Annotated in this window: 20 protein-coding genes; 8 read left to right on the top strand and 12 right to left on the bottom strand. The window is 54.2% G+C overall.

All coding sequences use genetic code 11. The features are described from left to right. Positions 1–145: 145 nt before the first annotated feature. Positions 146–1,117: a zinc-binding dehydrogenase gene (locus tag K3T82_RS42895; RefSeq protein WP_220199588.1), complete on the top strand. Its 972-nt coding sequence runs from the start codon at positions 146–148 to the stop codon at positions 1,115–1,117. Positions 1,118–1,353: 236 nt separating this feature from the next. Next, entirely contained in the window at positions 1,354–2,928 is a 1,575-nt protein-coding gene (locus K3T82_RS42890) for an IS1182 family transposase (protein ID WP_220199587.1), read from the top strand. A 372-nt stretch (positions 2,929–3,300) separates the two neighbouring features. Here K3T82_RS42890 and K3T82_RS42885 read toward each other — a convergent pair whose 3' ends face one another. Genes K3T82_RS42885 through K3T82_RS42875 form a run of 3 tightly spaced genes read right to left on the bottom strand, consistent with a single transcriptional unit; the run spans position 3,301 to position 6,282 of the window. Continuing rightward, positions 3,301–4,368, bottom strand: coding sequence for a cytochrome P450 (locus tag K3T82_RS42885; protein WP_236031911.1), 1,068 nt, complete (start codon positions 4,366–4,368; stop codon positions 3,301–3,303). Further along, entirely contained in the window at positions 4,250–6,043 is a 1,794-nt protein-coding gene (locus tag K3T82_RS42880; protein ID WP_236031902.1) for an NAD(P)/FAD-dependent oxidoreductase, read from the bottom strand. The genes K3T82_RS42885 and K3T82_RS42880 overlap by 119 nt, the downstream gene beginning before the upstream one ends. Beyond that, the gene (locus tag K3T82_RS42875) at positions 6,040–6,282 is read right to left on the bottom strand and encodes a ferredoxin (RefSeq protein WP_220199585.1); all 243 of its coding nucleotides are present in this window, start codon (positions 6,280–6,282) and stop codon (positions 6,040–6,042) included. Before K3T82_RS42875 ends, K3T82_RS42880 begins: the two co-directional genes overlap by 4 nt. Positions 6,283–6,348: 66 nt before the next feature. Between K3T82_RS42875 and K3T82_RS42870 the strand changes: the two genes are divergently transcribed. After that, complete coding sequence (locus tag K3T82_RS42870) at positions 6,349–6,606, top strand: hypothetical protein (RefSeq protein WP_220199584.1); 258 nt, start codon at positions 6,349–6,351, stop codon at positions 6,604–6,606. Positions 6,607–6,611: 5 nt separating this feature from the next. Here the strand turns inward: K3T82_RS42870 and K3T82_RS42865 are convergent, their stop codons facing one another. Further along, complete coding sequence (locus K3T82_RS42865) at positions 6,612–7,067, bottom strand: response regulator (RefSeq protein ID WP_220199583.1); 456 nt, start codon at positions 7,065–7,067, stop codon at positions 6,612–6,614. Then, positions 7,064–8,728 (bottom strand): PAS domain-containing sensor histidine kinase, encoded by a 1,665-nt coding sequence (locus K3T82_RS42860; RefSeq protein WP_220199582.1) that lies wholly within the window; start codon positions 8,726–8,728, stop codon positions 7,064–7,066. The genes K3T82_RS42865 and K3T82_RS42860 overlap by 4 nt, the downstream gene beginning before the upstream one ends. A gap of 758 nt (positions 8,729–9,486) precedes the next feature. Here K3T82_RS42860 and K3T82_RS42855 point away from each other — a divergent pair. After that, a complete protein-coding gene (locus K3T82_RS42855; RefSeq protein WP_236031901.1) occupies positions 9,487–12,270 on the top strand; it encodes a winged helix-turn-helix domain-containing protein in 2,784 nt (927 codons plus the stop codon). A 438-nt stretch (positions 12,271–12,708) separates the two neighbouring features. Here K3T82_RS42855 and K3T82_RS42850 read toward each other — a convergent pair whose 3' ends face one another. Both K3T82_RS42850 and K3T82_RS42845 read right to left on the bottom strand, forming a co-directional pair. After that, positions 12,709–13,827: a glucose 1-dehydrogenase gene (locus tag K3T82_RS42850; protein WP_220199580.1), complete on the bottom strand. Its 1,119-nt coding sequence runs from the start codon at positions 13,825–13,827 to the stop codon at positions 12,709–12,711. A 73-nt stretch (positions 13,828–13,900) separates the two neighbouring features. Beyond that, a complete protein-coding gene (locus tag K3T82_RS42845) occupies positions 13,901–15,775 on the bottom strand; it encodes a glycoside hydrolase family 15 protein (protein WP_220199579.1) in 1,875 nt (624 codons plus the stop codon). A gap of 847 nt (positions 15,776–16,622) precedes the next feature. Here K3T82_RS42845 and K3T82_RS42840 point away from each other — a divergent pair. Next, positions 16,623–17,291 (top strand): HdeD family acid-resistance protein, encoded by a 669-nt coding sequence (locus K3T82_RS42840; RefSeq protein ID WP_220199578.1) that lies wholly within the window; start codon positions 16,623–16,625, stop codon positions 17,289–17,291. On the opposite strand, the gene K3T82_RS42835 is transcribed toward K3T82_RS42840, so the two are convergent. After that, positions 17,284–18,102, bottom strand: a complete 819-nt coding sequence (locus K3T82_RS42835; protein WP_220199577.1) for a transposase — start codon at positions 18,100–18,102, stop codon at positions 17,284–17,286. The two genes, K3T82_RS42840 and K3T82_RS42835, sit on opposite strands and share 8 nt — an antisense overlap. Before the next feature lie 262 nt (positions 18,103–18,364). Next, a complete protein-coding gene (locus K3T82_RS42830) occupies positions 18,365–19,321 on the bottom strand; it encodes a TIGR03560 family F420-dependent LLM class oxidoreductase (protein ID WP_220199576.1) in 957 nt (318 codons plus the stop codon). A 193-nt stretch (positions 19,322–19,514) separates the two neighbouring features. Between K3T82_RS42830 and K3T82_RS42825 the strand changes: the two genes are divergently transcribed. After that, entirely contained in the window at positions 19,515–20,153 is a 639-nt protein-coding gene (locus K3T82_RS42825) for a TetR/AcrR family transcriptional regulator (protein WP_220199575.1), read from the top strand. Positions 20,154–20,488: 335 nt separating this feature from the next. Here the strand turns inward: K3T82_RS42825 and K3T82_RS42820 are convergent, their stop codons facing one another. The 3 genes from K3T82_RS42820 to K3T82_RS42810 form a co-directional block, all read right to left on the bottom strand. Then, entirely contained in the window at positions 20,489–20,779 is a 291-nt protein-coding gene (locus K3T82_RS42820; RefSeq protein ID WP_220199574.1) for a GYD domain-containing protein, read from the bottom strand. Positions 20,780–21,034: 255 nt separating this feature from the next. Further along, positions 21,035–21,682 carry an RNA polymerase sigma factor SigZ gene (sigZ, locus tag K3T82_RS42815; protein WP_220199573.1) on the bottom strand — a complete coding sequence of 216 codons (648 nt, stop codon included), beginning with the start codon at positions 21,680–21,682 and terminating at the stop codon, positions 21,035–21,037. A 48-nt stretch (positions 21,683–21,730) separates the two neighbouring features. Continuing rightward, entirely contained in the window at positions 21,731–21,961 is a 231-nt protein-coding gene (locus K3T82_RS42810) for a hypothetical protein (RefSeq protein WP_220199572.1), read from the bottom strand. A 308-nt stretch (positions 21,962–22,269) separates the two neighbouring features. On the opposite strand from K3T82_RS42810, the gene K3T82_RS42805 reads away from it, so the two are divergent. Beyond that, positions 22,270–22,620 (top strand): hypothetical protein, encoded by a 351-nt coding sequence (locus K3T82_RS42805; protein WP_220199571.1) that lies wholly within the window; start codon positions 22,270–22,272, stop codon positions 22,618–22,620. Positions 22,621–22,650: 30 nt separating this feature from the next. Then, a complete protein-coding gene (locus K3T82_RS42800) occupies positions 22,651–23,898 on the top strand; it encodes a M28 family metallopeptidase (RefSeq protein WP_220199570.1) in 1,248 nt (415 codons plus the stop codon). Positions 23,899–24,053 lie beyond the last annotated feature (155 nt).

Here is a 24,053-nt window from a genome sequence, read left to right as displayed (position 1 = left end):
CATATTCCGTCTGGAACAGTATGTTCCGAGTAGGAAGTCCTGTCAAGAGGCAAATCTGAGCCGTCTATGAGGCGAGGCAATGAGAGAGTCGCATGGATGGTACTGTCACAAGCCAAAATCACAGAAAAGATACAGGAGATGACTCATGCGTATTGTAAAAGTCCGCCAATTTGGCCTCCCCGAAGTGTTGCGCCTTGAAGAGAGCGAAGAGCCACAGGCTGGACCCAGCCAGGTCGTGATCGCCGTAGAGGCGGCAGGTGTCTCTTTTGGAGATACATCCGTCCGTGCGGGAAAGTACCCCTTCCCGCTCCCCTTTGTACCTGGATGGGCGGTGGGTGGTCAGATCAGATCAGTCGGGCCAGATGGTGACCAGACGCTCGTGGGAAAGCCCGTGGTGGCACTCACCAAGGCTGGTGGTGGCTATGGAGAGCAAGTGGTTACTGATGTGACCAACGTTTTCTCTCTTCCAAAGGAGCTGTCTGTTGAACGGGCGTTAGGCGTGTTCCTGGCAGGAGGAACTGCCATCTCCATCCTGAAAACGGTGCAGATTAAACCCGATGAAACCGTTTTGATCACGGCGGCAGCGGGCAACACTGGTTCGCAGTTGGTCCAACTGGCGAAAGCAGCGGGCGCGGGCACCGTGATTGGAGCAGCGGGGGGGAAAGAGAAACTCGCGGTCGTTTCTCGACTTGGGGCCGATATGGTTATCGACTACGGTGAGAATGACTGGATGGAGCAGGTGCGAAACGTCACAGGAGGCAAAGGGGCCGATGTGGTCATTGACGCAGTGGGAGGGACCATTGGCCATCAAGCCTTTGAGGTGACAACGAACGGAGGTGGTCGGTTGGTGGTGTACGGCTCCTCCTCTGGCACCGAGGCGACGATCGGCCTGCATGACCTGGCGATGCGAGGCATTACGGTGATCGGCGCCCTTGGGATGGCGATGGCCAGGACAGAACAGGAAACACGCGCTCACATGGAGACCGCATTGCAAGAGGCAGCAGCTGGGCGGCTGGTGGCCGTGATTGGGCAGAGGTACCCGCTGGAGCGTGCCGCTGATGCCCATGCAGCCATTGAAGCGCGACAGGCGATCGGTATGGTGCTGCTCATCCCGTAATGCGCGAGGGCAGCAGACCTGGATGGAGTTGCGAGTCTGCTGCCACATTTCGCAATGCGCGTCACATCCGCCTGTCAATGCTTTGAAGAAGCCGGCGCCTCATGCAATACGAAACATCAAACGGGAACACTTCTCATTTCTCTCTGACCATCGAACAAGAACTGGCAGAGCAAACATGCCCTCATGGCCCAGGCAACGCTCGCCATCCTTGAAAAAGATGCGCAAAGGAGCATACCATGCGTCCCCCACCTTGGCACCCTCCGATTATCCCAACGCCTTTGGAGCAAACTATTATCACATGCATCAAACGAGCGAAGTTGTTTGTCTTTCTCCGGCATTACCGTCATGAGTTGTTTTCTGACGCTTTTCAAGAAGAACTGGCCACACTCTATGCACCAGGTTTTCGAGGTCAGCCACCCATCGCTCCAGCACAACTGGCCTTGGCAACCATCGTGCAAGCCTACACAGGTGTCTCAGATGATGAGGTTGTTGAGGCGACGCTCATGGATCGGCGGTGGCAACTTGTCCTGGATTGCGTTGATACGGAAGAGGCACCTTTTAGCAAAGGAACACTGGTAGCGTTCCGCAAGCGGCTGATTGAAGGACAGATGGACCGACGGCTCATCGAACGGACGATAGAGATTGCAAATCAAAGCCAGGCATTTGGGTCACGGCCATTGCGTGCTGCATTGGATAGCAGTCCATTGTGGGGAGCTGGACGAGTTGAGGAAACATGCAATCTGGTGGGTCACGCGCTCAAAAAGGTCATGCGCGTGGTGGCTGAGCAACAGAAGCGAGACCTAGTCGAAGTAGCGAAAGAGGCAGGAGCAGAGTTGATTTGTGGGAGCAGCCTGAAGGCGGCGTTGGACCGCGATTGGGATCAACAAATCCAGAAAGACGAGGCGTTGGCACTGGTCTTGAACGTGTTACAAGCCGTGGAAACCTGGGTGCAGACCCTGCAACAGGGAGATGCGCAACTGGCTCAGTTATCTCTTGCAGCTGCACAACATGTCAAGGCGCAGGATGTAGAAGTCGATGAGAATGGAAAGGCAAGTCTGATCAAGGGGGTGGCGAAAGACTGGCGCATCAGCATAGAAGATGGGCAGATGCGTCATGGACGTAAAAGTCGCAGTGTGCGGGTAGATGACTACAAGCACCATGTGCTCCACGATCTGGACACAGGTCTCATCCGTGCGGCAGGTCTGACGCCAGCGAATATGCCGGAAGCCAGTGTGACGGAAGCGATCAGCGTCGATCTGGATCGACAAGAGGTCTTTTTGAAGGAACTGCACATCGATCGGGCGTATTTGAGTAGCCATTTGGTGCGTGAGCGCAGCGACGATCTGGAAGTGTACTGTAAAGCCTGGCCGGTTCGCGAAACCAAACGTTTTCCCAAGCAGGCGTTTACTCTGGACTGGGAGCAACAGATCATCAGGTGCCCTGCGGAACAAGAGACGCCTTTCGTGCCTGGTGGAGTGATCCACTTTCCCAAAGAGATCTGCGCGCAGTGTCCCTTGCAAACTCAATGTACTACCAGTTCCAAAGGGCGCAGCGTCAGCATTCACCCCGATGAGGCGTTGCTCCTCGAATTACGCCAACGCCAACAAACCTCACAAGGAAGGGGCAAACTGCGCGAACGGGTGGCTGTCGAACATACCCTTGCCCATGTGGGCCGATGGCAAGGACGACGCGCACGCTATCGTGGCCTGCGCAAGAATCTCTTCGATCTGCGCCGGTGCGCCGTCGTCCACAATCTCCATGTCCTGGCACGTTCTCAGCAGTTCTCGGCTGAGTTTCAGGACGCTGCTTGATTTCTTGACCGGCGCTCTAGGGAATACTAGTCTATGCACAGCAATAAGACGACAAGACCTCAAGGGTACGTGAAAAAAAAGTTCAGTATCTCCCTGGAAGCCAGACCACTTTTTCCACCGAGCGGCGCGACAGACGACCGAAGACATCGTGCGTCGCAGCCGCACCACCCCTCAGAGAGCCTTGGGAAAGCTGCCTTGCCCTCTTGCTCTGTGGAAGTTCTCGATGAATTTACACGATGAGTATGCAATAAGCCGCTTCCAGCATCGATTCACGTTGAACGAGCCTGTTGATTCCAATCAGTCCCGCCGAATTCCCACATTTCGGCTTCAAAAACCGTCGAATATTTACGCTATTTCCCAGTTTTTCCCTTCTCAGTCGTTCAGGCGCTCAAAAGCAACCTGCAGGTGTTCTGGGCCACGCAAAGCGGCATTCCTCCGATAGGGTGGCGGATCGGCGTCTAATCGCGGAGCCTCGAGACGGCGCGCGAGCGCCTTCAAGGCCGTCACCGCTTCGAGCCGGGCAAGCGGCGCACCAACGCAATAGTGATCCCCACCACCAAAGCCAAGATGCTCGTTGTCGTCACGTTCAGGCCAAAAACGATCGGGATCGGCGAAGCGCGCGGGGTCGCGGCTGCCTGCTGCCAGCAGCAGGGCGACCGAGGCTCCTTGCGGGATGGTCACACCAGCAATTGGCACATCGGTCAGCGTCGTACGCGTACGAAACTGCACTGGCGGATCATAGCGCAAGACCTCTTCCACTGTCGGAATCGCCAGCACATCTGGGTTACGCCGTAGACGATTCAACACATCCGTATGGCGTAGCAGCGTCAGCATGCCGTTCGTGATCAGGTTGACAGTCGTCTCATGGCCGGCGATAAGCAACAATTCCATGGTAGCCAGCAGATCCGACTCAGGTAAGCGACCATTGGGATCGTCCCCAACCACTAGACCAGAGAACACATCATCCTGGGGGTGAGCGCGACGGGTCGCGCAAAGCTTCTCCATATATTCACGCATCTGGGTTCGGCTTTGCGTTGCCTCCCGTACCTCTGCCTCGCTCAAGCTTTCTGTCGGATCAAGTGTGCGCACCAGCGCCGAGGACCAGACCCGAAAGCGTGGTTCGTCCTCGGGCGGCACCCCAAGCAACCGACAGATGATGGTGACCGGCAGTGGATACGCGAAGTCCTGGACCAAATCGAGCTGGTACTGGTTCTTCCTGGCATCGAGCAAGGCTTTCACCGCCTGTACGATGTGCTCTCGCAGGCCCATGATTCGTTGCGGGGTAAACTGATGCATAATCAGACGACGGAACCGAGTATGCTCAGGAGGATCGGTAAAAATGAACGGTGGCGTGGGTGAGAGACGCCCCGATGCAGCCAGGGCGCCAGCCCCTTGTATGTTCCTGCGTTCGTCGGAACTGATCCGTGGATCGTGGAGCAGCAAGTTGATCTCCTGATATGTGCTGACGACATAGGTCCCATCCTCTTGCACTGAGACCGGTGTCTCGCGCAAGCGGGTATAGAGTGGATACGGATTGGCTCGACTGGACAGGTCGAGCAGCTGGGAGAACAGTTTCTCTGGAGGAACAATCGATGTTTGTGTCATGAGTGTATTTCTCCTGTGTGTCCTTCTGGCAAGGGAGATCTCTCCTCCATGCCAATGCCGTTCGCGTGCAGTATCGTAAGGGGGGAGCACCGAAGAGTACCCGTGGGTCCAACAACTTGAGCACCTCTTCCTGAATCTCCTGTTCAGGCGTGCTCGGGCCAGCCCCTGTAGGCTCGGCACCCGGATCGTGGGTGGGTTGCCCGCGCTGAGGGAAACCTGCCGGTAAGGGATGTAGCTTAGCTGGCTCATTGGAGGCGTGCAGCTCTGGCGGGAACGGCGCACGAGCCTCGATGAGCGCTTGATAGGCTGGTAAGGACCTGGGTGCGTTGACGGCAACCGCCGCGACGATACGGCCTTGGTGTCCATAGGCGGCGATCAGGCGGCGCTCCTCACTTGAGCCCTGAGTGAGAACGATAGTATCAGCAATGGTGGGTAAACCGATGGCCTTGATATTGACCCCGAACTGGTTGGACCAGAAGAAGGGTAGGTGCTTATGTGCGCGGCGCGTCGCAGCCGTGGCCAGCATGTTATGAGCTGCGGCCTCTGCCTGGGTGACGGCATTGCTCCAGTGCTCGACGACCAGGAGTTGCCCATCATAGAGGGGATGAGGCCAGCGTGCGACATCCCCTGCAACGAAAATGTCATTGGTGACCATCCCATCCACATTGAAGGCACGACAAGCTGCGTCACACACCACCCCGCGGGCGTCAGCGGCCAGTCCGGCATCCTGTAACCACTCCGTATTGCGCAGAGAGCCAAGGGCCACCACGGCCACCTCCACATCCAGCTCGCTGCCATCCGAGAGCCGGGCGCAGCGCAGCTTCTTCTGAGCATCACCCTCCAGAGCCATAACCGTCGTGTTGCAGCGCAGATCCACTCCATGCTGGCGCTGTAAATACGCGGCAAAGGTGCCAGCCGCCTGGCCAAGGGCACCAGCCAACGGCGCCGCGCTGCGCTCAGTGACAGTCACTTCCAGGCCGAGCTCGCGACAGACAGAAGCCACCTCTGAACCGGTGAAACCGGCACCGATAACCAGCACCCGTTTGGGTCTTGCCGCCAGACGGGCATGAAGCCGAGCGGCATCGTCACGAGTGCGGAGCGTGAACACTCCATCGAGAGATGCTTGCTCCTTGTCTGGCCAGGGACGTGCTCGGGTCCCGGTGGAGATCAAGAGTCGATCAAAGGGGACCTGGCGCCCATCGGCAAGCAGAACGTGCCGATTGGGCAAATCCAGTCTCGTCGCCGGGGTTCCCAGCAACCACTCCGCCGCGACATCCCGTCGCCGGGGCAAGGTGGTATGCTCTTCTGAGATCCACCCGGCCTGGACGGTTTTAGATAAGGGCGGGCGATCATAGGGTTCGTAGGGTTCATCACCAATCAGGGTCAATTGACCAGGAAAGCCTTCGGCGCGCAGGGTCTCTGCCGCGCGCAAACCGGCTAGCGAGGCACCAACGATTACTATATGACCATTGGTAAAGCCCGGCATTCTAGGGAGATGGCTACTCGTCATGCCTTTCCTCCAACACTCTCCTGATGAGAATCACTCTCTGGTTGTTCATCCAGGTAATCTAGCATGATGGCATGGACCGGGCAGGCTGCCGCGGCCCACCTGACCTGTTCACGGAACCGGTCATCAGGAGTATAGTCATATTCAAGAGCTTCTTCGCCATGAAATCGAAAGACACTCGGTGCGGCAAAGACACACTGCCCATAGCTCTGACAGCGGGTTAGATCCACGACAATTCTCATGTAAACGCTCCTTTATACTCAACGGTTTCTGGTTCCACCCGGCAAACGAGAGGTGTCCTTGACAGTATGAACCCAAGGATAAAGATCAACCAAAGCGTGATGCCTGATCTAGAGGAAGCACTGGAAGACGTGCCCAAGCATATTCGCACAGTCGTCAGTAAAGCATTGCACTTCAATACTGTTGTCTTCTCAGACCTCATCGCACTGCTAGTGGGTTTGACGGAACTAAATGGACGAGCTTCTGATCGGTATTGCTATGAGGACAGCCACGCATTCACGCAGGTTTTTCCTCACACGTGTAATTGTGTAGTGCTTGCCAGATGAAGGTCTTATTGAGCACCATGGTTGTGGGAGAGCGCTTTTGCTGCACCAGGATCAGCGTTTGCTCCTGAAACGAGCAGTTCAGCAATCGATTGGAGTAGCGCCTCCAGCTCAAAGGGTTTCTGCAGCGTTTTGAGGTGCTTTTTGCCGCTGGCCTCTGGTGGCAGCACATCCGCACTCATCAAGAGGACAGGGATGTGTCCACGCTCTTCTCGACTCCTCAGCCAGTCTGTCAGTTCCAGACCGCTTATCCCAGGGAGATGATAGTCCAGGAGCACTAATGCAGGGATATCCGTTTGCAGGATATGTTGTGCCATCTCTCCGCTGAGGACATGGGAGGCCTCATAGGCCGCCTCATCCTGGAGCGCTTCCAGCAGGATAGCGCCCAGGATGGGATCATCTTCGACGATGAGAATACGTTTGCTGCGCGCAGATTCATGCTCTCCATCGTGGCTCTGGTTCATTGCTGTTCCTCTTCTCTGTTTTCTTCCCACAAGGGAGCCAGAGGAAATGTGACGTGAAAAGTCGATCCTTTTTCTTTCTCGCTTTCGACCCGGATCGTTCCTCCATGATGCTTGACAATCTCCGCGACAATATACAAGCCCATCCCAAGTCCCGGAAAGGCACATTGCTGGGGAGTCACTGCCCGATAGAAGCGTTCAAAGATTCTCCCTTGCAGTTCTCGTGGGATGCCAATCCCCTGATCGCGTACACTGATCGTGACTGCCTTTGACGAGGTGGTGAGCGCCACTTCGATCAGCGGGGCACCTGGAGCATATTTAATCGCATTGCTGAGTATATTCAGAAACACCTGCGCGAGTCGATCTCGATCCCCGATGACGAAGGCAGGGGATGCGGCATGCGGGACCACAATGGTATGAGTCGTTTGCGTGTGTTGAATCACTTCAACCACGTCCTCAAGCATCGCACTCAAATCGACCATCTCGTGCGCATATTCCAGCTTCCCGGCCTGGATGCGCGAGAGGTCGAGTAACTCGTTGACCAAGCGGGTAATGGCATGAAGCTGTTTTTCCATGCGAGCACATACCTCATCCACATTGGAAAGGTTTTGTTTCCCAAGTTTCTTGCGCAAGAGTTGGGTTTGCAGTTTCAAGGAGGCCAGAGGCGTCTTCAATTCATGGCTAGCCATACCCAAAAAGGCATCTTTGCGTTGTTCCAACTCCCGGCGAGCGGAATTATCCAGAACAAAACCAACCCCTTGTAGCACCCGGTCATGAAAGGCGACACCTCCCATTAAGACGGGAAGATGACTGCCATCTTTACATACTAGTTCGGTCTCAAAGGGGGTCGTGCAGTGTCGTACGACCACTTCCTGGTAGACCCGCTGGGAAAAAGAGGACGTGGGTGGGCTGGACATGGTTGCCCAGTGGACATTGCGCTGCTGCAGATCCTCTTGTGTGTAGCCAGTCATGCGGAGAAATGTGGTATTCGCATCCACAATCTCATTGCCCTCGGCGCAAAAGATGCCGATCAGACTAGAATTCATGAGTAGATTCACGCGTTCCTGGCTCTGGCGCAAGGTCTCTTCTGTCCGTTTCTGGTCATCGATATCCGCGCAGGTGGCTACCCACAGGACAATCTGTCCTGCTTTATTGCAACGTGGAGCGCCTCGTGAGAGGAACCAGCGATATGCTCCTGTGCACCCCTCTCTGAGGCGATATTCAAACTCAAAAGGCTCGCCTGTGGCAAAGGCCTGGCCCCGAAGTGCGAGGACACGTTCTGTATCCTCTGGATGAAGGTTCTCAAGCCAGCAGATCTCTTGCTCAGAGAGGAGCATGGTGTGAGGCAACGCGTGCGGTCCATTCTTGATGTGTTGAGTGTCATCGAGATGTGGAACCTGAGGCCCTTCCTGCTCTGTGGACAGGTGAGGCAACAAACGGCTGTAGTCGCGCCAGCGTTGATTCATGTATGCGACGGAACCATCAGGTCGGATGAGCCAGACAAATTGAGGAAGTGTATCAAGCAGTGCAAGCTGTTCTTCTTCCATCTCTTGATACTCTGCTCGTGGTTGTGGATGTTCTAGGAGCCTATGCATCTGTCTATCGTTTCCCGCTTGATGGCAAGGGACAGGTGTCCCACTGTAGAGCTCGTGCTCTTGTTTCATCAGGAGCCTCCTTGGTATTACCCCTTTTGTGCCTTGATGGTGTGGTGCTGCTTTGATAAGGACGGGTGGTTTCTTTGCTTGCGTGCTTCATATTGTCTACGTAGATCGAGCCCAACAAGCGATTGGATTACCTCTTCATAGGTGTGCTGGGTTCCGGGAATACATGCATAGGCCCCATATTCCAGCTGCGCTTGTTGCAAACACTGTATTTCTTGAAAATCGTTTTCAACAGATCTAAAGATTTGAGAACGGCAAGGGAGAAGTTGCATATCTTTGATCGTCCTTTGTCTTCTGCTTCAACGGTCCCTTCTCTTTGACGAAGGAAATTGGCCATGCTACGAACGATACTGTTTTTTCGGTTGTATAGGCCATATTGCATTCTCTCTCTCATACCTCATCCCTGATGAAGACGCTCTTCTCTCACAGGGCAATACTGTCATTCATCACATCACGTCAGTGTTTCTGCTGGCAGATGATGTTCTGACCAGGAGTATACTGCAATGAAGAGGGGACTATCATCGGCCAAAAGAGATATTTTTAGGGAGCAATGACGACCAAGAAATGAGACGAAAGTTATACTGTCCTGCCAGCCTTCTTTAGGCTGCGGAAGCAATTACGCAGCCTAAAGAAGGCTGGCAGAAGATGATGCGACAGTAACAAGCGCAGAGCCTCCTGCAGGTAGGACGACAAAGCGTTTTCGTTGAGGATTGCTAGACGCTACAACAAGGCACAAAAGATGCGGAAAGGCAAGAATGGTCATGCGCCAGAACAACGTGTCCGAGCCCATTCCACGCTCGTTTCCTCAACCACTGCTTGCGACCAAGTTCCTGCTCCCGACCTCTTCCCATGAGATCATTGCCCGCCCTCACCTCCTGACCTTGCTTCATGCAGGCCTCCAGCAACGCGTTATCCTCGTCTCCGCTGCCGCAGGCTTCGGAAAAACCACGCTTCTCGCAAGCTGGGTTCGTTCGTTTGCTCCCGACCACCCCCCAGTAGCCTGGGTATCGCTTGACGCTGGCGACAATATTCCCTTTCAGTTCTGGACCTATGTATTGACAGCATTGGAACAGTGCCAGCCTGGGCTCTCGCACCTCCCCTTTGTGGCACTCCACGATACCCCGCAACCCTCCTGGCAAGCGATGCTCACGGCTCTGATCAATGGCCTGACTCAGTTGAGCGAACCCATGGTGCTCGTGCTGGATAATTATGAGGAGATTACAGAGCCAGCGATCCATGCTCTGCTTGCCTCGCTGCTCAAGCACCTGCCACCTCTCCTGTGTGTGGTGCTCTCGACACGAACGGATCCCCCTTTTTCCCTGGCACGGCTGCGCACACAGGCACAGATCCTGGAAGTACGGACCGAGCAGTTGCGTGCGACCAGAGAGGAGATGATTGCTTTCCTGCGTGGCACGATGAATCTTCGGTTTACCGAGCAGGACAGCCAGGACGTTGACGCCCGCATACAAGGCTGGTGGGCAGGCATGCAACTGGAAGCGCTCGCCTTCAAAGGGCGGGCACATCCCAAAGATCTGCTGCAAGCGTTCCAGGGAACCCAGCCTGCGCTGTTCGAGTATCTGGTGCAAGAGGTGCTGAACCGCCAACCAGAGCAGATGCGGACCTTCCTTCTACGAACATCCATCTTTCCCCGTCTCTGTAACTCCCTCTGTAATGCGGTCTTGGAAACGCAGGACAGCCGGCTCCTTCTGGAAGAAGTCGAACGGGCCAATCTCTTTTTGAGTTCCCTTGATCAGCAGCGTCAGTGGTATGCCTATCACCCTCTCTTTGCCGAGGTACTGCGTGCTCAGCTGCAGCAGACCGCTCCCACTGAGGTACTGCTTCTGCATCTGCGGGCTAGTCAGTGGTATGCGGCACAGCAAATGCGCAGCGAAGCCATTCAGCACGCATTACAGGCACACGAGTGGTCTTGGGCCGCGACACTGATGGAGCAGATACCCAGTCAGCACTTATGGGGTCGGATCAGGGACCCATGGCTTCTTTCCTGGATTGAGCAACTCCCCCGCGAGGTCGTGCGTGAGCGACCTCGTTTATGCCTGACCTGTGCTCAAGGCCTGTTCTGGATCGCCCCACCAGGGGTCACCGAAAGCTGGGTGCTCGATGCCAGACGCGCCTGGACCCAAGTCCATCAGCGGGAAGAACAGGCACGCAGCGTGCGAGGCAGCCATGAACCAGGGGCCTCCACGTTGCTTTTAGGGGAAATCGCCGCCTTGCAGGCCATCATTGTAGGTTTCTATTACGGAGATGCGGGAGCAACACGGGCTTTCTGTCAAGAAGCGCTGACCCATCTTGAAGGGCTGCAAGGGGCGGCACGGCTCCAGGCAACGTTTGCCCAGGCCTGGGCAAACTTCTCTGAGGGGGATTTCGAGCGGGCGATGCAGCAAACGCAAATTGCCTGGAACCGGATTAAAGCGGAGGGAGATCACGTGCTCGAGGGTGTCTACTTATGTGAGGGAGTATGGGAAAACATGATGGCAGGGAAACTGAACCAGGCCTGGCAATGGAGTCAGCAGGCGATCCACACAATCCACTTCCTGGAGGGGCACCAGTCCGCTCTGTTATGCTGGCCCTATACCTTTCAAGCAAAGATGTTGAATGAATGGAATCGATTAGAGGAAGCCCAAAATATGGCCGAACAGGCAATTCAGCTGGGCGAGCAGACTGAATTGCTGTCGTTTTTACCGGTTGGCTATACCATCTTGTTGCAGAATGCTCTCTCACAAGAGCGGTGGGAGGAAGCCAGAAACGTTTCGCAACAACTTGCATATGTCGGGCGGGTCATGGCATCACCCTATTCCGTAGCACTCTGGAGCAGCGTCGATCAGATGCGTTTCTGGCTGGCAAGTGGCGATCTGGAACAGGCGAGATGCTGGGCAAGGAATCTGCAGCGAGAGGCACCACTGGCATCTTCTCTGGCGCGGGAAAAACAAGGTGTTGCATTCATCCGCCTGCTGCTCGCCGAATCCCAGCCGGAATATGCCTTACACCTGTTGTTCCCTCTGGTAGAACGAGCAATAGTCACGCAGCGTTGGTACAATGTGCTGGAGATGTTGCTTTTGGAGGTGAAGGCGTACCATATGCAACAGCAACGGCAAGAGGCCTGGGCACGGCTTTCACAAGCGGTGCATCTAGGCGCACCTGAAGGGTATATCCGTTGCTTTGTGGACGAAGGACCGCTCATAGCGGCATTACTCTCCCAACTCAGAGAACAGGAGCACCACGAGGAAGATCTCCCATATGTGGAGACACTCTTGCGGGCGTTCAAACAGCAGCCGGAAGGCCAACCAAGCCACCTGAAAAATGAACCATCCCCAACACTGATAGATCCGTTGAGCACACGTGAACGAGAAGTGTTGCATCTGCTCGCCCGCGGCGCCTCGAACCAGGAGATTGCGGAAAGCCTGGTGGTGGCAGCCGGTACGATTAAGCACCATGTCAGTAATATCCTTAGCAAACTCGACGTTGCCAATCGCACTCAGGCGGTTGCACAAGCTCGGACCCTTGGCCTTCTTTCCACTAGGGAGTAAGCCGATCTCGCCTACAATAGTGAGCGAGCAAGGCAAAGGAGATGAGATATTAAACACCGTTCTTCGCTCCATTCCCTCTAGAAATTGCATGAGGATTGCTTTTTCGGAAGTTTTTGTCTCTCTGATGCAAAAAGAGCTTATCACACGCGTTTTTCAGATGTGTATGAAGTGCTTATGAATGAGAGATATGGTGTGCTGGAATTTTAGTCATCTGATGCGACCCGAAGCTGCTCAGGACCTAGAAAGACATACGACCTGGCAGAGATCTTGGGGATCACGATCTAGGGAAGAGATAGTAGAAAGAGACGCATAGGTAAGCGCGACTATGCCGCAGAAAAACCAGATGTTACCCACCTTGAACCGTGGCCGGAGACACACGACCGGTTCGTGCCACATTTAATCGACGTGACAGATCCTCTGCTCTGTTGTCTGTCTTTCTTAGTGCTGAAAGGAGATCACGTTCTTGATCCCCACTGGCCGTCCGAGAATGCGGTCAGTTGCCTGCTCAATCGGGGTCCGCTCCGCCAGCAGCGCACGCACGGCATCTGGCCAGCGCTGATTGAAGATCTCCAGATCCGCGACAGCTGCACGAAAATCGTGCGGTCCCGCATTGACTGTTCCTAACATCACCTGATTTTTGAGGACCATCTCGCGAAACAGCGTCGCAAGATCAGCCTCAATCAGCGTTTGCCAGCCAGGAATACCCGTGAGCACGTAGATGCCATTCGGACCCAGCACACGGAGCACCTCAAACATAAACTGAGAATGGCCCACTGCTTCATAGACCAGATCAATTGGGCCAATGTGAGCAACGAGTTGCGAAGGGGACACAACCTGGCTCGAAAAGTATGTCGCGCCAATGGCTTGTGCAACCTCACTCTGGGGATTGGGCATTTGCCCTCGTGAGTAGACGAATGTCTCGAACTCCCTAGCCTGCAGTGCCATTGCTCCCAACAATCCCACTGGACCAGCTCCCAGGACCAGCGCCGTGTGCCCACGTCCCTGAGTGCGTTCGCTGAGGGCAGGGTCGATCCAGGGGGGGCGGCGTTGCATCAGTGTGTAGAGTTGATACTCTGCTTTTTCGGCGATGGTGAGCGGCTCGACCAGGACGGCAATCTCGCGCAGGTGCTGAGGCACAGGATTCATGTATTGATCTTCATCCACAACGAACTCCGCTAGATAGCCGTGAGCACCCTTAATGCCGCGCTCCGTAAAGTCCTCCGTCTCGCAGAAATCCTGGTGCCCGGCGCGACAGGAGCGACAGAGCTCATGTGTACAAGGGCGGCGCACGGTTGGCACAACCAGGTCGCCAGGCACGAACCGTGTCACGGCATCCCCAACCTCCATCACTTCCCCCAACGCTTCGTGGCCGATCACCAGGAAATCTGCTCCCGCTGGAGGAGTACCGTATGCGAATGAGCAGATCTCTTTATCGGTGCCACAAATGCCAACCTCCAGCAGATGTAGTTTGACATGATGCGATTGCGTGATTACTGGCTCTTCCTGTTCAATGAGCTTCACTTCTCGGTGTGCAGGAAAAACAGCCACTGCTTTCATCTCTTTCTTCCTTCTCAAACGCTGGAAGCATATCTGCTGGCAGGCAAACGGGAGCACTGATCACTGGACGGCTTTACAGGCTCAGGTAGAGATGGGGAGCCATCTTACTGAGTGCTTCGTCCACACACAAGCAAGCGTGAATCAAGGCCAGGTGAGTAAACGCCTGTGGGAAATTCCCCAATGCCTCGCCTGTCGATGCGATTTCTTCTGCATACAGGCCGACGTGATTTGCATACGTTAGCATATGCTCTAAAGAAAGTCGTGCTTCTTCCAGCCTCCCCGCTCTTGCTAAGGTTTCCACCAGCCAGAAACTACAAATGTTAAAGGTCCCTTCATGGCCTGCTAACCCATCGCTTGCTGCTGTTTCAACATCATAGCGATATACATGAGGCATATGCGTCAGATCCCTCTGGATACGCTCAATAGTTGCCAACATGCGCGGGTCACGTACCTCGATAAAACCGGTCAGCGCGAGCAACAGAGCACTTGCATCGACCGCATTCCCGCCATAATATTGCACAAAGCTTTGGCTTTGCTCGTCCCATCCTTGCTCCATAATCTCGCGATAGATCTGCGCGCTGGTCTTCTGCCACTCATCAAATGGTGCCGGAAAGCCACGTTCGCGAGCAATACGCTGCGCGCGGTCAAAGGCAACCCAACACATCAGGCGGGAGTGCAGGAAGTGCTGGGCCCCGCCACGAACCTCCCAGATGCCTTCGTCTGCCTCCTGCCAGTGCCGGGACAACCAATCGAGCTGCTGGCACAGATGCAACCAGCTCTCATAGGTCAAGCCACGATGCCGCGAGTAGACATAGAGGACATCCATTAGCTCTCCATAGATGTCCAGTTGACGCTGGGTCGCGGCTCCATTGCCAATACGCACCGGACGACTCTGTCGATAGCCCTCCAGATGATCCAGCAGGACCTCCGGCATCTCAGGATCACCACGAATCGTATAGATGGGCTGGAGTTCGCCACCCTCCTCAAGGGCGTTGAGGCACCGCTTCAACCAGCCGATAAAGGCTTCCGCCTCCTCCACAAAACCGAGCGCCAGCATGCTATCCAGGGTGAAGGAGGCATCACGAAACCAGGTAAAGCGATAGTCCCAGTTGCGCTCGCCTCCAAGAGTTTCCGGCAGGCTGGTCGTCGGTGCTGCCACGATGGCTCCAGTAGGTGCATAAGTAAGCAGTTTCAGGGCTAGTGCGGAACGTTGCACATGTTCGCGCCAACGCCCTTGATACCGACACTGGCTCAACCAGTGGCGCCAGTAGCGGCGCGTCTCGACAAATTGCGCGTTATACAACTCCTGTCCAACAGGATGAGGGCACATCTCCTGGTCCTGGGAACTGTCCAGAAAAAAGAAAGCGGATTGGTCTTCCGAGAGCGTAAAGGTCGTCTGTGCTCCCCCCTGTCCATCATCGTTCAAGGGTACCGACGATGAAAGCGCTAGTGTCAACTCAGGACTGCGGAAGGTAGCCCCATGCTCAGAAAGCTGAAGGATATGTGAATCGCGCGCATAATTAAAGGCTGGTCGGCAGGCGACCTGGAACGTGAGCGAGCCGCGCACCATATGGACCGCACGTACGAGATGGTGTTCGTAACGTTGAGAGCCTTCCTGTTTAATTGGCATGAAATCGGTGACTTCTCCAATCCCATCGTGCATGAGAAAGCGCGTAATCAGGATATTGGTCTCTGGAAAGTAGATCTGTTTGGTGGTGACATCTGCCTGCTCGACGGGTGCCAGGCGAAACGACCCGCCCTTCCCAGCATCCAGTAGCTTACCAAAGACGCTCGGCGAATCAATATCGGGCAGACAGCACCAATCGATGGAGCCGTTTTTACCTATCAGCGCCACCGTTGTGAGGTCTCCAATCATGCCATAATCTTCAATGGGAAGATAACGCGTTGTCCTTGTGAGTTCGACTGGTTTTGATTGGATTTTGACCATGGATACGTCCTTTTCCAAATCGCTGATGGGTTCAACAAGGCATGTCTCCTTGCAGTATAGGGGAGATGAAAAGTCTGGCTGAAAGAGGTTCGGCCAACGAAAGCGAAGCCCATGGGTGTAAAACAAGTTTCTTGAAGAGGAGACACATAGTTCTTTCCGCTGACATCTGTTGCTCTTGCGTTCGTCCCTCGTTTCTGCTGTAATTGCCCCTCGTACGGTGAGTGACACCGGAATGCACGCCTGTGGAGATCCTGTACGACCTGGTCTCTTCAGGCACGTTGTTCGTTGAAGCAGGAACCGAACGCGAGATATGGCTTGTCCCTATGTGGGTCAGTTTCGGATAACGGTAAAGAGAAGGATTTCTCCTCACCTGCGATGTTGCTCCCGATAGAGCTTTCTCTCGGATCGCCCTTTTCCCTCAAACCAATGAGCATACAAGACCTCTACGAATACTGGGCGATAGTAGGTCTTGTATGCTCATTTCTAGCACGCCATTTCTGTTTACTAAAGAAGACCCTGGTCCGCACAGAATCTCCAATTTCCCGGATGTTTCATATTCGGCAAACCGCACTCATACACGTCCTGTAGGAGAACTGCGCGCAAAGAAATTGTCACACAGGAAAAGCCGCTGAGTTTTGGTGCCTCTGTATCCTCTCCTTAGAGAGCGGTTCTGCTCCGTTGATCTCTGGTAACTGTTAAGGCACATTTCGCGTGCCGCCATACATTGATGTCCTTGTGTATCTATTGAAAGAGATATAGCTTATGGCCCCATAAGTACTGCACTTATCAAAGCACTCCTGCAGATGTTGAATGAAAACATCAGGTTCTCAGACGGAAGAAGTTGACCTTGAAACCCATCGAAGCCACCTGGAGCAGCCCTATTACTCTGTATCTCAATGATCATTTTCCCACGACCAATGAGGAGATGCACATGCGTCCACCACTTGCATCGATGACGGAAACGACAACATCTGCCAGTATTCCCCGGCGGTTGGTCATAATTGCAGGAATTGCAGCGATGATTATGGGGCTGTTACTTCTTTTCTCGCCAGGAATGACGCTCCTCGTGCTCGTCCAGCTCTTAGGGGTGTATTGGATGGTGACTGGTGTCCTTGCATTCGTCAATCTCTGCATGGATAGGAGGTTGTGGGGATGGAAGCTTATTACCGGTATTGCAGGTATTGCCGCAGGTTTGGTCATCTTACGAAATCCGTTATGGAGCGCCATCTTTGTGCCTAAAGTGCTGGTCATCTTTCTGGCAATAGACGCACTCATATTGGGCGTGGCTCAAATCATTCATGCAGCCAATGGTAAGGATTCCAGTCTTGGCATTCTTGGCATTCTGAATATCAACTTTGGAATAATTTTGCTGCTCAGTCCACTTTTTGGTGTCTTTGCCCTATCAATGCTTGTAGGCATTATTGCGGTGATTGGAGGGGGCATTGCTTCTTTTCGCGCTTTTGGTTCACGTCCTCAACGCACTCCTGTCCAACCGCCGGGAGCTCATCCTATGTGAGATATGCATCTGCAATCCGTTCTCCGAGTGCGACCTGCAAGCTATTGTTTTGATGTAGGGCGCAATTCCCTACCCGCGAGATGGTCACCTCCAACCAGCGAGCTTGTTTGATATGCATGTGCTTCCAACTGGTGACTTCCACTGGACGACCTTTCGCATTGGTGCCTTTCCATGTGCCATCTGGCTCGCCATGCGTGGTGGGATCTTTGGGTTGCAGTTTGGCATCATCTTTGGGGGGGCTGCCTTTCTTGCCCGTTGGGGCGGGAGCTGGTCGATACAAACAGCGATTGCTTTTGAGACGACCCAACGCTCCAATGTCCAAAGCGCTACAACGGCACCACAACCAGTTCGCATCATAGCCGCGACCCAGCACCACAATAGCATTCTTGGGCAGATGGGGAGCCAAGCGTCTGAGCTGAGGAGCAGCTACCTCGATGGCTGTAGTCTGCGATGCCACCCGTTGTTGATCCTGAATGTAGGTCCAGCTACTGGCTGGATCTGCCAAGACCACCGCCGTCGAAAATTGCCAGCCAAATGTGATCGGTTTCTTGCATTCTGGCAGGCTATGCACGTGTTGTGTCGTTCTATCTTCCGAAGTCACGGCATCAGGACGCGCAATTTTACTGGCATCGATCCCGATCCAGAGCCATTTCCCTGGATCTGCTTTGGGCAGGTAGTGAGCAAAGGTTTCTTGCAAACGCTTTTCATCGATGCGTCCATCTTCGAACGCTTCATACAAACTTGGCCATTTGCGCTCAAACCACAGCGATTGCGATACTTCAGGGAATGATTTGGCCTGTGTTTCTGTCATCAGAGCATTTACCGTGTTGAACAGGGCATCCTATGATCGCTGAAAACACTCGTAGACGTCATATCGAAATTGTCGCAATGTGTCAACATGGTCACCATTCATGTGAGTGAAGCTCCTTGGGCTACGACAGTGGTCGTTGTGTGGTGGGAACCAAGCTCCGTTTGCCATGACTGTGCGTTTGATGACATCGTCTCCTATCTTCCCGGAAACCAGAGTGCTCCTTGCCTATGCAGACAAGGAGCACTCGCGTGTGTCTGACAAGCTAGGCGATGAATTCCTGTGCGAAGCGCCGGATTGCATCCTGTTGTCCAGTTCCAGGGAACCTGAGCAGCAATTCCTGGACGCCCGCATCCTCATACGCGGCGATCCGTTCGCGGATGGTTTCGGGACTGCCAATCAGCGCCGCATTGCCGAAGAGGGCTCTCACCCTCTCAGGAACCTTCGCTTGGGCCTGCTCATCCGTATCTCCAATGATGCAGTACGATCCTGAGGTGCGATGAATGCTTTGGTAGTCGCGGTGAAGTCGTTCGCAATGCTCTTTGAGTACCGTGAACTTGTTCTTCAGTGTGGCTGGATCGCCGTGAATATTACAGGCATTGCCATACTGCGCCACGAGCTTGAGCGTGACTTGCTCTCCATTGCCAGCGATCAGCAAGGGAATATGGGGCTGTTGGATTCCCTTGGGCTGGTTGATCGCGCCCCGTACCGAGTACGACGTTCCTTCAAACGTGGCTTCTTCCTGTGTCCACATCGCGAGGAGAATTTGAACTGCTTCGCGCAATTGACGTGATCGTTCCGGAACATCAGGGTAGTCGTAGCCATATGCGCGAGCCTGATCAGCAAGAGCAGGAGAACCTGAACCAATCCCCAGGGTGAGTCGGCCATGACTCATGACATCAACCGTACTGGCCATTTTCGCCAGCAGTGCGGGGTGGCGAAAAATGTTGGACGTGACAATCTGGCCGATGCGCACATGGCTCGTGTCGCGTGCAAGTGCTGCCGTGGTAGTCCAGCACTCAAAGAGAAACTCTTGCGATGTATCCAAGCCTGTGAAGTCACCAGGCCAGAGGACATCGGAGATCCAGAGCGTGTCGAAACCCACTTCCTCGGCGGTCTGAGCAACGTGCGTCAAGGTCTCATAGGCTTCCACCGGATCGGTGATTCCCGCCAGTTCATTGGTCGCACCATTGGGGAGGATCACACTAAATTTGATCGACATGAACAACTACCATTTCTCTCTTACTGGAAGGACGACTTCCAGCTCTTTCTCAAACGATATGATAATCTATCGTATCATTTTGGGATGATGAGGTCAAGGATGTGGAAATGTGCTAGAATAGAATCTCTCGTATCATCTGTTCCTTCAGAAGCAGAAGAGACGTGCGTCGTTTGATGAAGAAGGCAGGATTTGTATGCGAACATGGTCTGAAGATCATCCGAAAGCTCGTTTGCTGGAGCGCAAACAGGAAGCCATTAAAGTGGCGGCGAAAGAACTGTTCCTGCGACATGGATATGCCAATACGACGATGGAAATGGTTGCTGCCCACGCTGGTGTTTCCATTATGACCCTCTATCGTCATTTTCGTGGGAAAGATGTCCTCTTTCAGGCGGTGATCCAGCATCTCTGTAACCAAAAAGCGAAGGAGGGGAGGGAAATGTTCTGGCAGGGGAACCCTGCCGAGGTGCTCCGTCGATTGGGCCAGTTGCGGCTCGCCTACGCCCTCAATCCAGAGGAGATCGCTCTGTATCAAGTCATTCTCGGTGCCATGGAACACTTCCCAGAAGTGGGGCGGATGTATTATCACCTGAGCGTTGAAAAGGCACTTGAACGATTGAGCGCGTACTTTCAGGAACTGGATCGCCAGGGGAGCTTACACATTCCCGATCCTCGCCTCTCAGCACAGACTTTTTTAACTTTACTGCAAGGACAGATCATCGAGCGAGCACGTCTGGGAGCAGGACCCGCTCCGACGAATGAAGAGATTGAGCAGCATATTGATGCCTGTGTCACCTTTTTCCTCGCGGCCCATCACACCAATTGTCCTGATTGAGCGGCTTTTCCATCTCGACTTCCGAAAGATGCATGCCCAGAGGCGAGAGTAGCCGTGCGATATGTGCAGGAAACCCTGACAGAACGCTTCCACTTGTTCAGTTTCAAGCGAATGTGCATCTCGTTACGCAACCTGTGGACAGATACGTTTTCGGGTCATTTACCAGCTCCCGCCTGTCTGGCACTCGATACGCATGGTGTATTTGCCATCTTTTTCTGACAAGGCTTTTTTGGCCATCTCAAGGGGTTATTTGCCTTCCTGTGAGACGCGCATTTCGGGCATATGTCAAGCTGCTGAGGAGCATATGAGGGAGAAACTGGAAGCGTGGTCATGCCTCACATCTTCTGAAAAATGGCCTCCATTTCAGTCTCGTTATACGCACGAAGGGTCTCGGTGTGAACGTTGCCAAGGCTCCCGAGGGCGAGTAAAGCTGCCATCCCCGTCTGCTCATCTGGTGTTTCAACGATCGTGATGGAATCATACTGCCCCTGGGTCCAGTGGCAGCTGCGTAACTTGCATCCACGACGCTCCAAATCGGAACGGAATTGGTGCATACGCTGGACGGCGTCCTTGGCGTTCTTCGCTCCTTGATCCGTCCATTTGGTGAGGACGATGTAGGTGGGCATAGCCTTGCTCCTTTCTTCTCTGTGTGCTTGTCACACTTCCAGTTCACCCCAGCTATGATGCATCACGTCCCTATGGCACCAGTCGTAACATTTTTGGGGCATCTGTCTTCTCGCGTGTTTCGTCTCTGACCAGCCAGGATCTAAACCTGGCAAACGAATGTGGAAATGGGCACACTTCACACGTGACGTTTTCCTTCTTCCCTCACTGACCTCCAACCAAGGTTTCTTAGGAGACACATTTCTCGCGGATGCGCGTCAGTTACAACTTCCACTACCTGGTGAGACAACCTCGTTGCGCAACCCGTGAGTATCACAAGCTGTTTGACCCGAAGCACAGCACCCATCTGTACCTCCTTGACAACAAGCACAATGAGGGTAGTAATCGATGACTCGACCGAGACGATCAAACTCGAAATGGCAGCAGTCCAGTAACAGTTGCTTGAGCTTCTCACGCGCACGTTGCACCCGTGACTTTGCCCCCGAAAAAGACATCCCCAGACGCTCAGCCAGGTCCTTTTGCGACATGCCTTGATACTCGGTAAGGAAGAGTGCCTCCCGATAAGGGGATGGCAAACAGTTGATCATGGCTGCCACCGAAGGAGCGAGTTCCGCAAGGATATCCTCTTCTGGGATATCCTCAAGAGGAAGCAAGGGCTCTGCGTCCTCTAAAGGAATCTCCTGTCGTTTCTGCCGATATTGATCAATAATGAGGTGACGGGCAATCTGATAGATCCAACTTTCCAGCTTTTTGTGCTCGCGGAGGGTCTCTATCTGGGTGTGAATCTTGAGAAAGACCTCCTGGAGCAAGTCCTCGGCTTGCTCCTCGGTGGCGACGCGTTGACGGATAAAGTGATGCAGCGGTTCATGGAGTGCATACCAGGCTGACTCAGTGGTTCCTTGCATGAAATCTGTCTCTCCTCTCTTGGTCTTTGTTTTGTTCTCTCAGTACCATTATGAAGCACAACAGGGGGCTGTGGTAGTGGCGAGGCCGCATTCCTGGACACCTTGGACAGGGGTCAACAACGCTCGAAGCAACGCAGAAATGTGGGCCATGGTGGAGGATGTCCTTTTCCATGGGTTTGAGGTCCTTCCTGCCAGCACCTGCTGGTACTGGTGGATCTGATGCCGCGCCTGTTCATAGTCTTGTTGGCGAAACTGGGCGAGCAGTTCTTCTTGATACATAGGTTTTGTTCCTTTCAACGTGTTGTGTGATGACTCTATACCAGTTGACGAAGCGAATCAGAAAAAGACGCAACCATTTCTGATGGCGAAGCATGAACACATTCTCCGGTTATCTTATCCCGATATCTGATGCCACTTCCTTTTGCTCTCTCCCCCAGGGGCAAGAATCGCACCACATGGATGTGCTTCCAACTGTTGCGTCTTTTGGAAAAGCGTGCCGTCTCCATTGATGAACCTCTCTAAGGGAGGGTCTCGCTTCACAGTGAAGAGAGAGACAATAATGAGAACAAGCAAAGGAACACTGTCGTATGGCACATTCATCAGAGACCAGCCCCAAAGGGGGATTTCTTCAAGGACTTCCAGATGTTTCAACTCGTGCAGCACTCCCGGTCCAGCAAAGTGACTGTTGTGGCACCACTGATCAGGCCACAAGTGGCTGTTGCGGGGAGCCCGCAACGCAGGGAGCCACTGCCTCTACAGCCATAGGTGGATGCTGTAGTGAGCCAACCAGTACATCCATGTCGAGCGGAGCTACGAGTGGATGCTGTGGTGAACCAACCACGACGTCTGTGGCGAGCAAGGGAACGGGCGGGTGTTGCGGTGAACCTGTTCAAGCGTCAGCATCCACCTCCTCTGGCGGGCAGGTCCGATGCTGCTAACACCGTCACGAGACAGAAAGGAGATGCTCAATGCCTGCCATTGATACTCTCTCATCGGAACTTGTGGCGGCCCTGGCGCTTCTTGATCCAGCACGTATGATGGAGCACACACGCCGTTTGTGTGCTCCCGCTTTTACGGGCCGACGTGTGGGAACAGAAGGGCATCACCAGGCAACGCGCTATCTGCTTGAAACGCTGCAAGCGTTCGGGTGGAAGCCGCGCACACATGCCTTTCCCATTGCTACTCCAGTGCTTGAGCTTGAAGCGCCACTCGTGCTGGAACACATGACTCTAGCGGAGTCGGTGGCGCGCGTCTTTGCCCATCGTACAGAGTTTTGTGAGCACCCTCGTTCTGCCTCGCATCCTGGCCTTCAAGAAGGCCAGGTCATTGCGTTGCCTGAAGATGGTCTGCTGAATGTGTGCCAGGGAAAGTGGGTGCTCCTTGAGGTAGTGCCACAGGGAGAAGATCTGACGGTGTTAGCTGCGCAGTTGGCAGAGCACGGTGCCTTGGGCTTGCTCACTCCCTTGTATGCGACAGCTGAGGGCTATCTTGTCAAACGGATCGTGTCTGCTCCTGTGGTGGCTCTTCCCATACTGTCAGTACGAACTGATCTGCTGTCTACCCTAGTTGGAATGCGGATACGAGCACATGTACCTCTCGTTGCCCGGAAGGTGCAGGGAGTCAATGTTCTTGCGGAATGCGCTGGTACCGATGATCATTTTGCTCATGCTCCCCTGGTCATCGGTGCCCATTACGATGCCCTGGGCGATGATCTGGGTGGTCATCACTTCCCAGGAGCAACAGACAACGCGGCAGCGGTCGCGGTCATGCTGGAATTGGCACGCGTCCTCTCGCTGCTTGAGACACCACCGCGTCGACCGCTGATGATAGTCGCATTTGATGCGGAGGAAGTCGGCGCTCTTGGATCGCGAGCCCTCGCATCCGATCTCAAAGAGCAGAGAAAAGCGCCTCTGATGCTCAATCTCGATGGGGCTGCGTGTCTCAACGAAGCGGTCTGGGTCGAGCCTGGAACGGGGACAGAATCGCTGGTGCAGGCGCTTGACCAGGCAGGACGCTGGCTCGATATCCCTCTGGTGGTGGGCACTATTGCCTCAGATCAGCGCTCTTTTCTCCAGGCAGGGTTTCCCGCCGTTGGACTGAGCGTGGGATGCGCCAAGATCCATACTCCGGCTGATGCACTTGATCTGGTGGAGCCAGAGGCATTGCGTGTCGCAGCGACGCTGCTTCTTGGGGCCATCTGGCAAGTGCTCTGGTGATACTGGTCCTCCTCATGAGAACGAAATCGCTCTTAAGAGGAGTGTGATGGGGAGGATGATTCGGGAATGGGTGGATCTGGCTTCCTTGCGCAGGTCCACCCATTCCAATTACAGCCATTTGTCACTTTTGCAGACGTGTCTCTGGAAAAGTGTCA

It is taken from the genome of Ktedonospora formicarum (assembly GCF_016587355.1).
Classification (GTDB): Bacteria; Chloroflexota; Ktedonobacteria; order Ktedonobacterales; family Ktedonobacteraceae; genus Ktedonobacter; species Ktedonobacter formicarum.
Note: the sequence above shows the minus strand (reverse complement) of the source record. Positions and strands in the feature narration are given on the sequence as shown.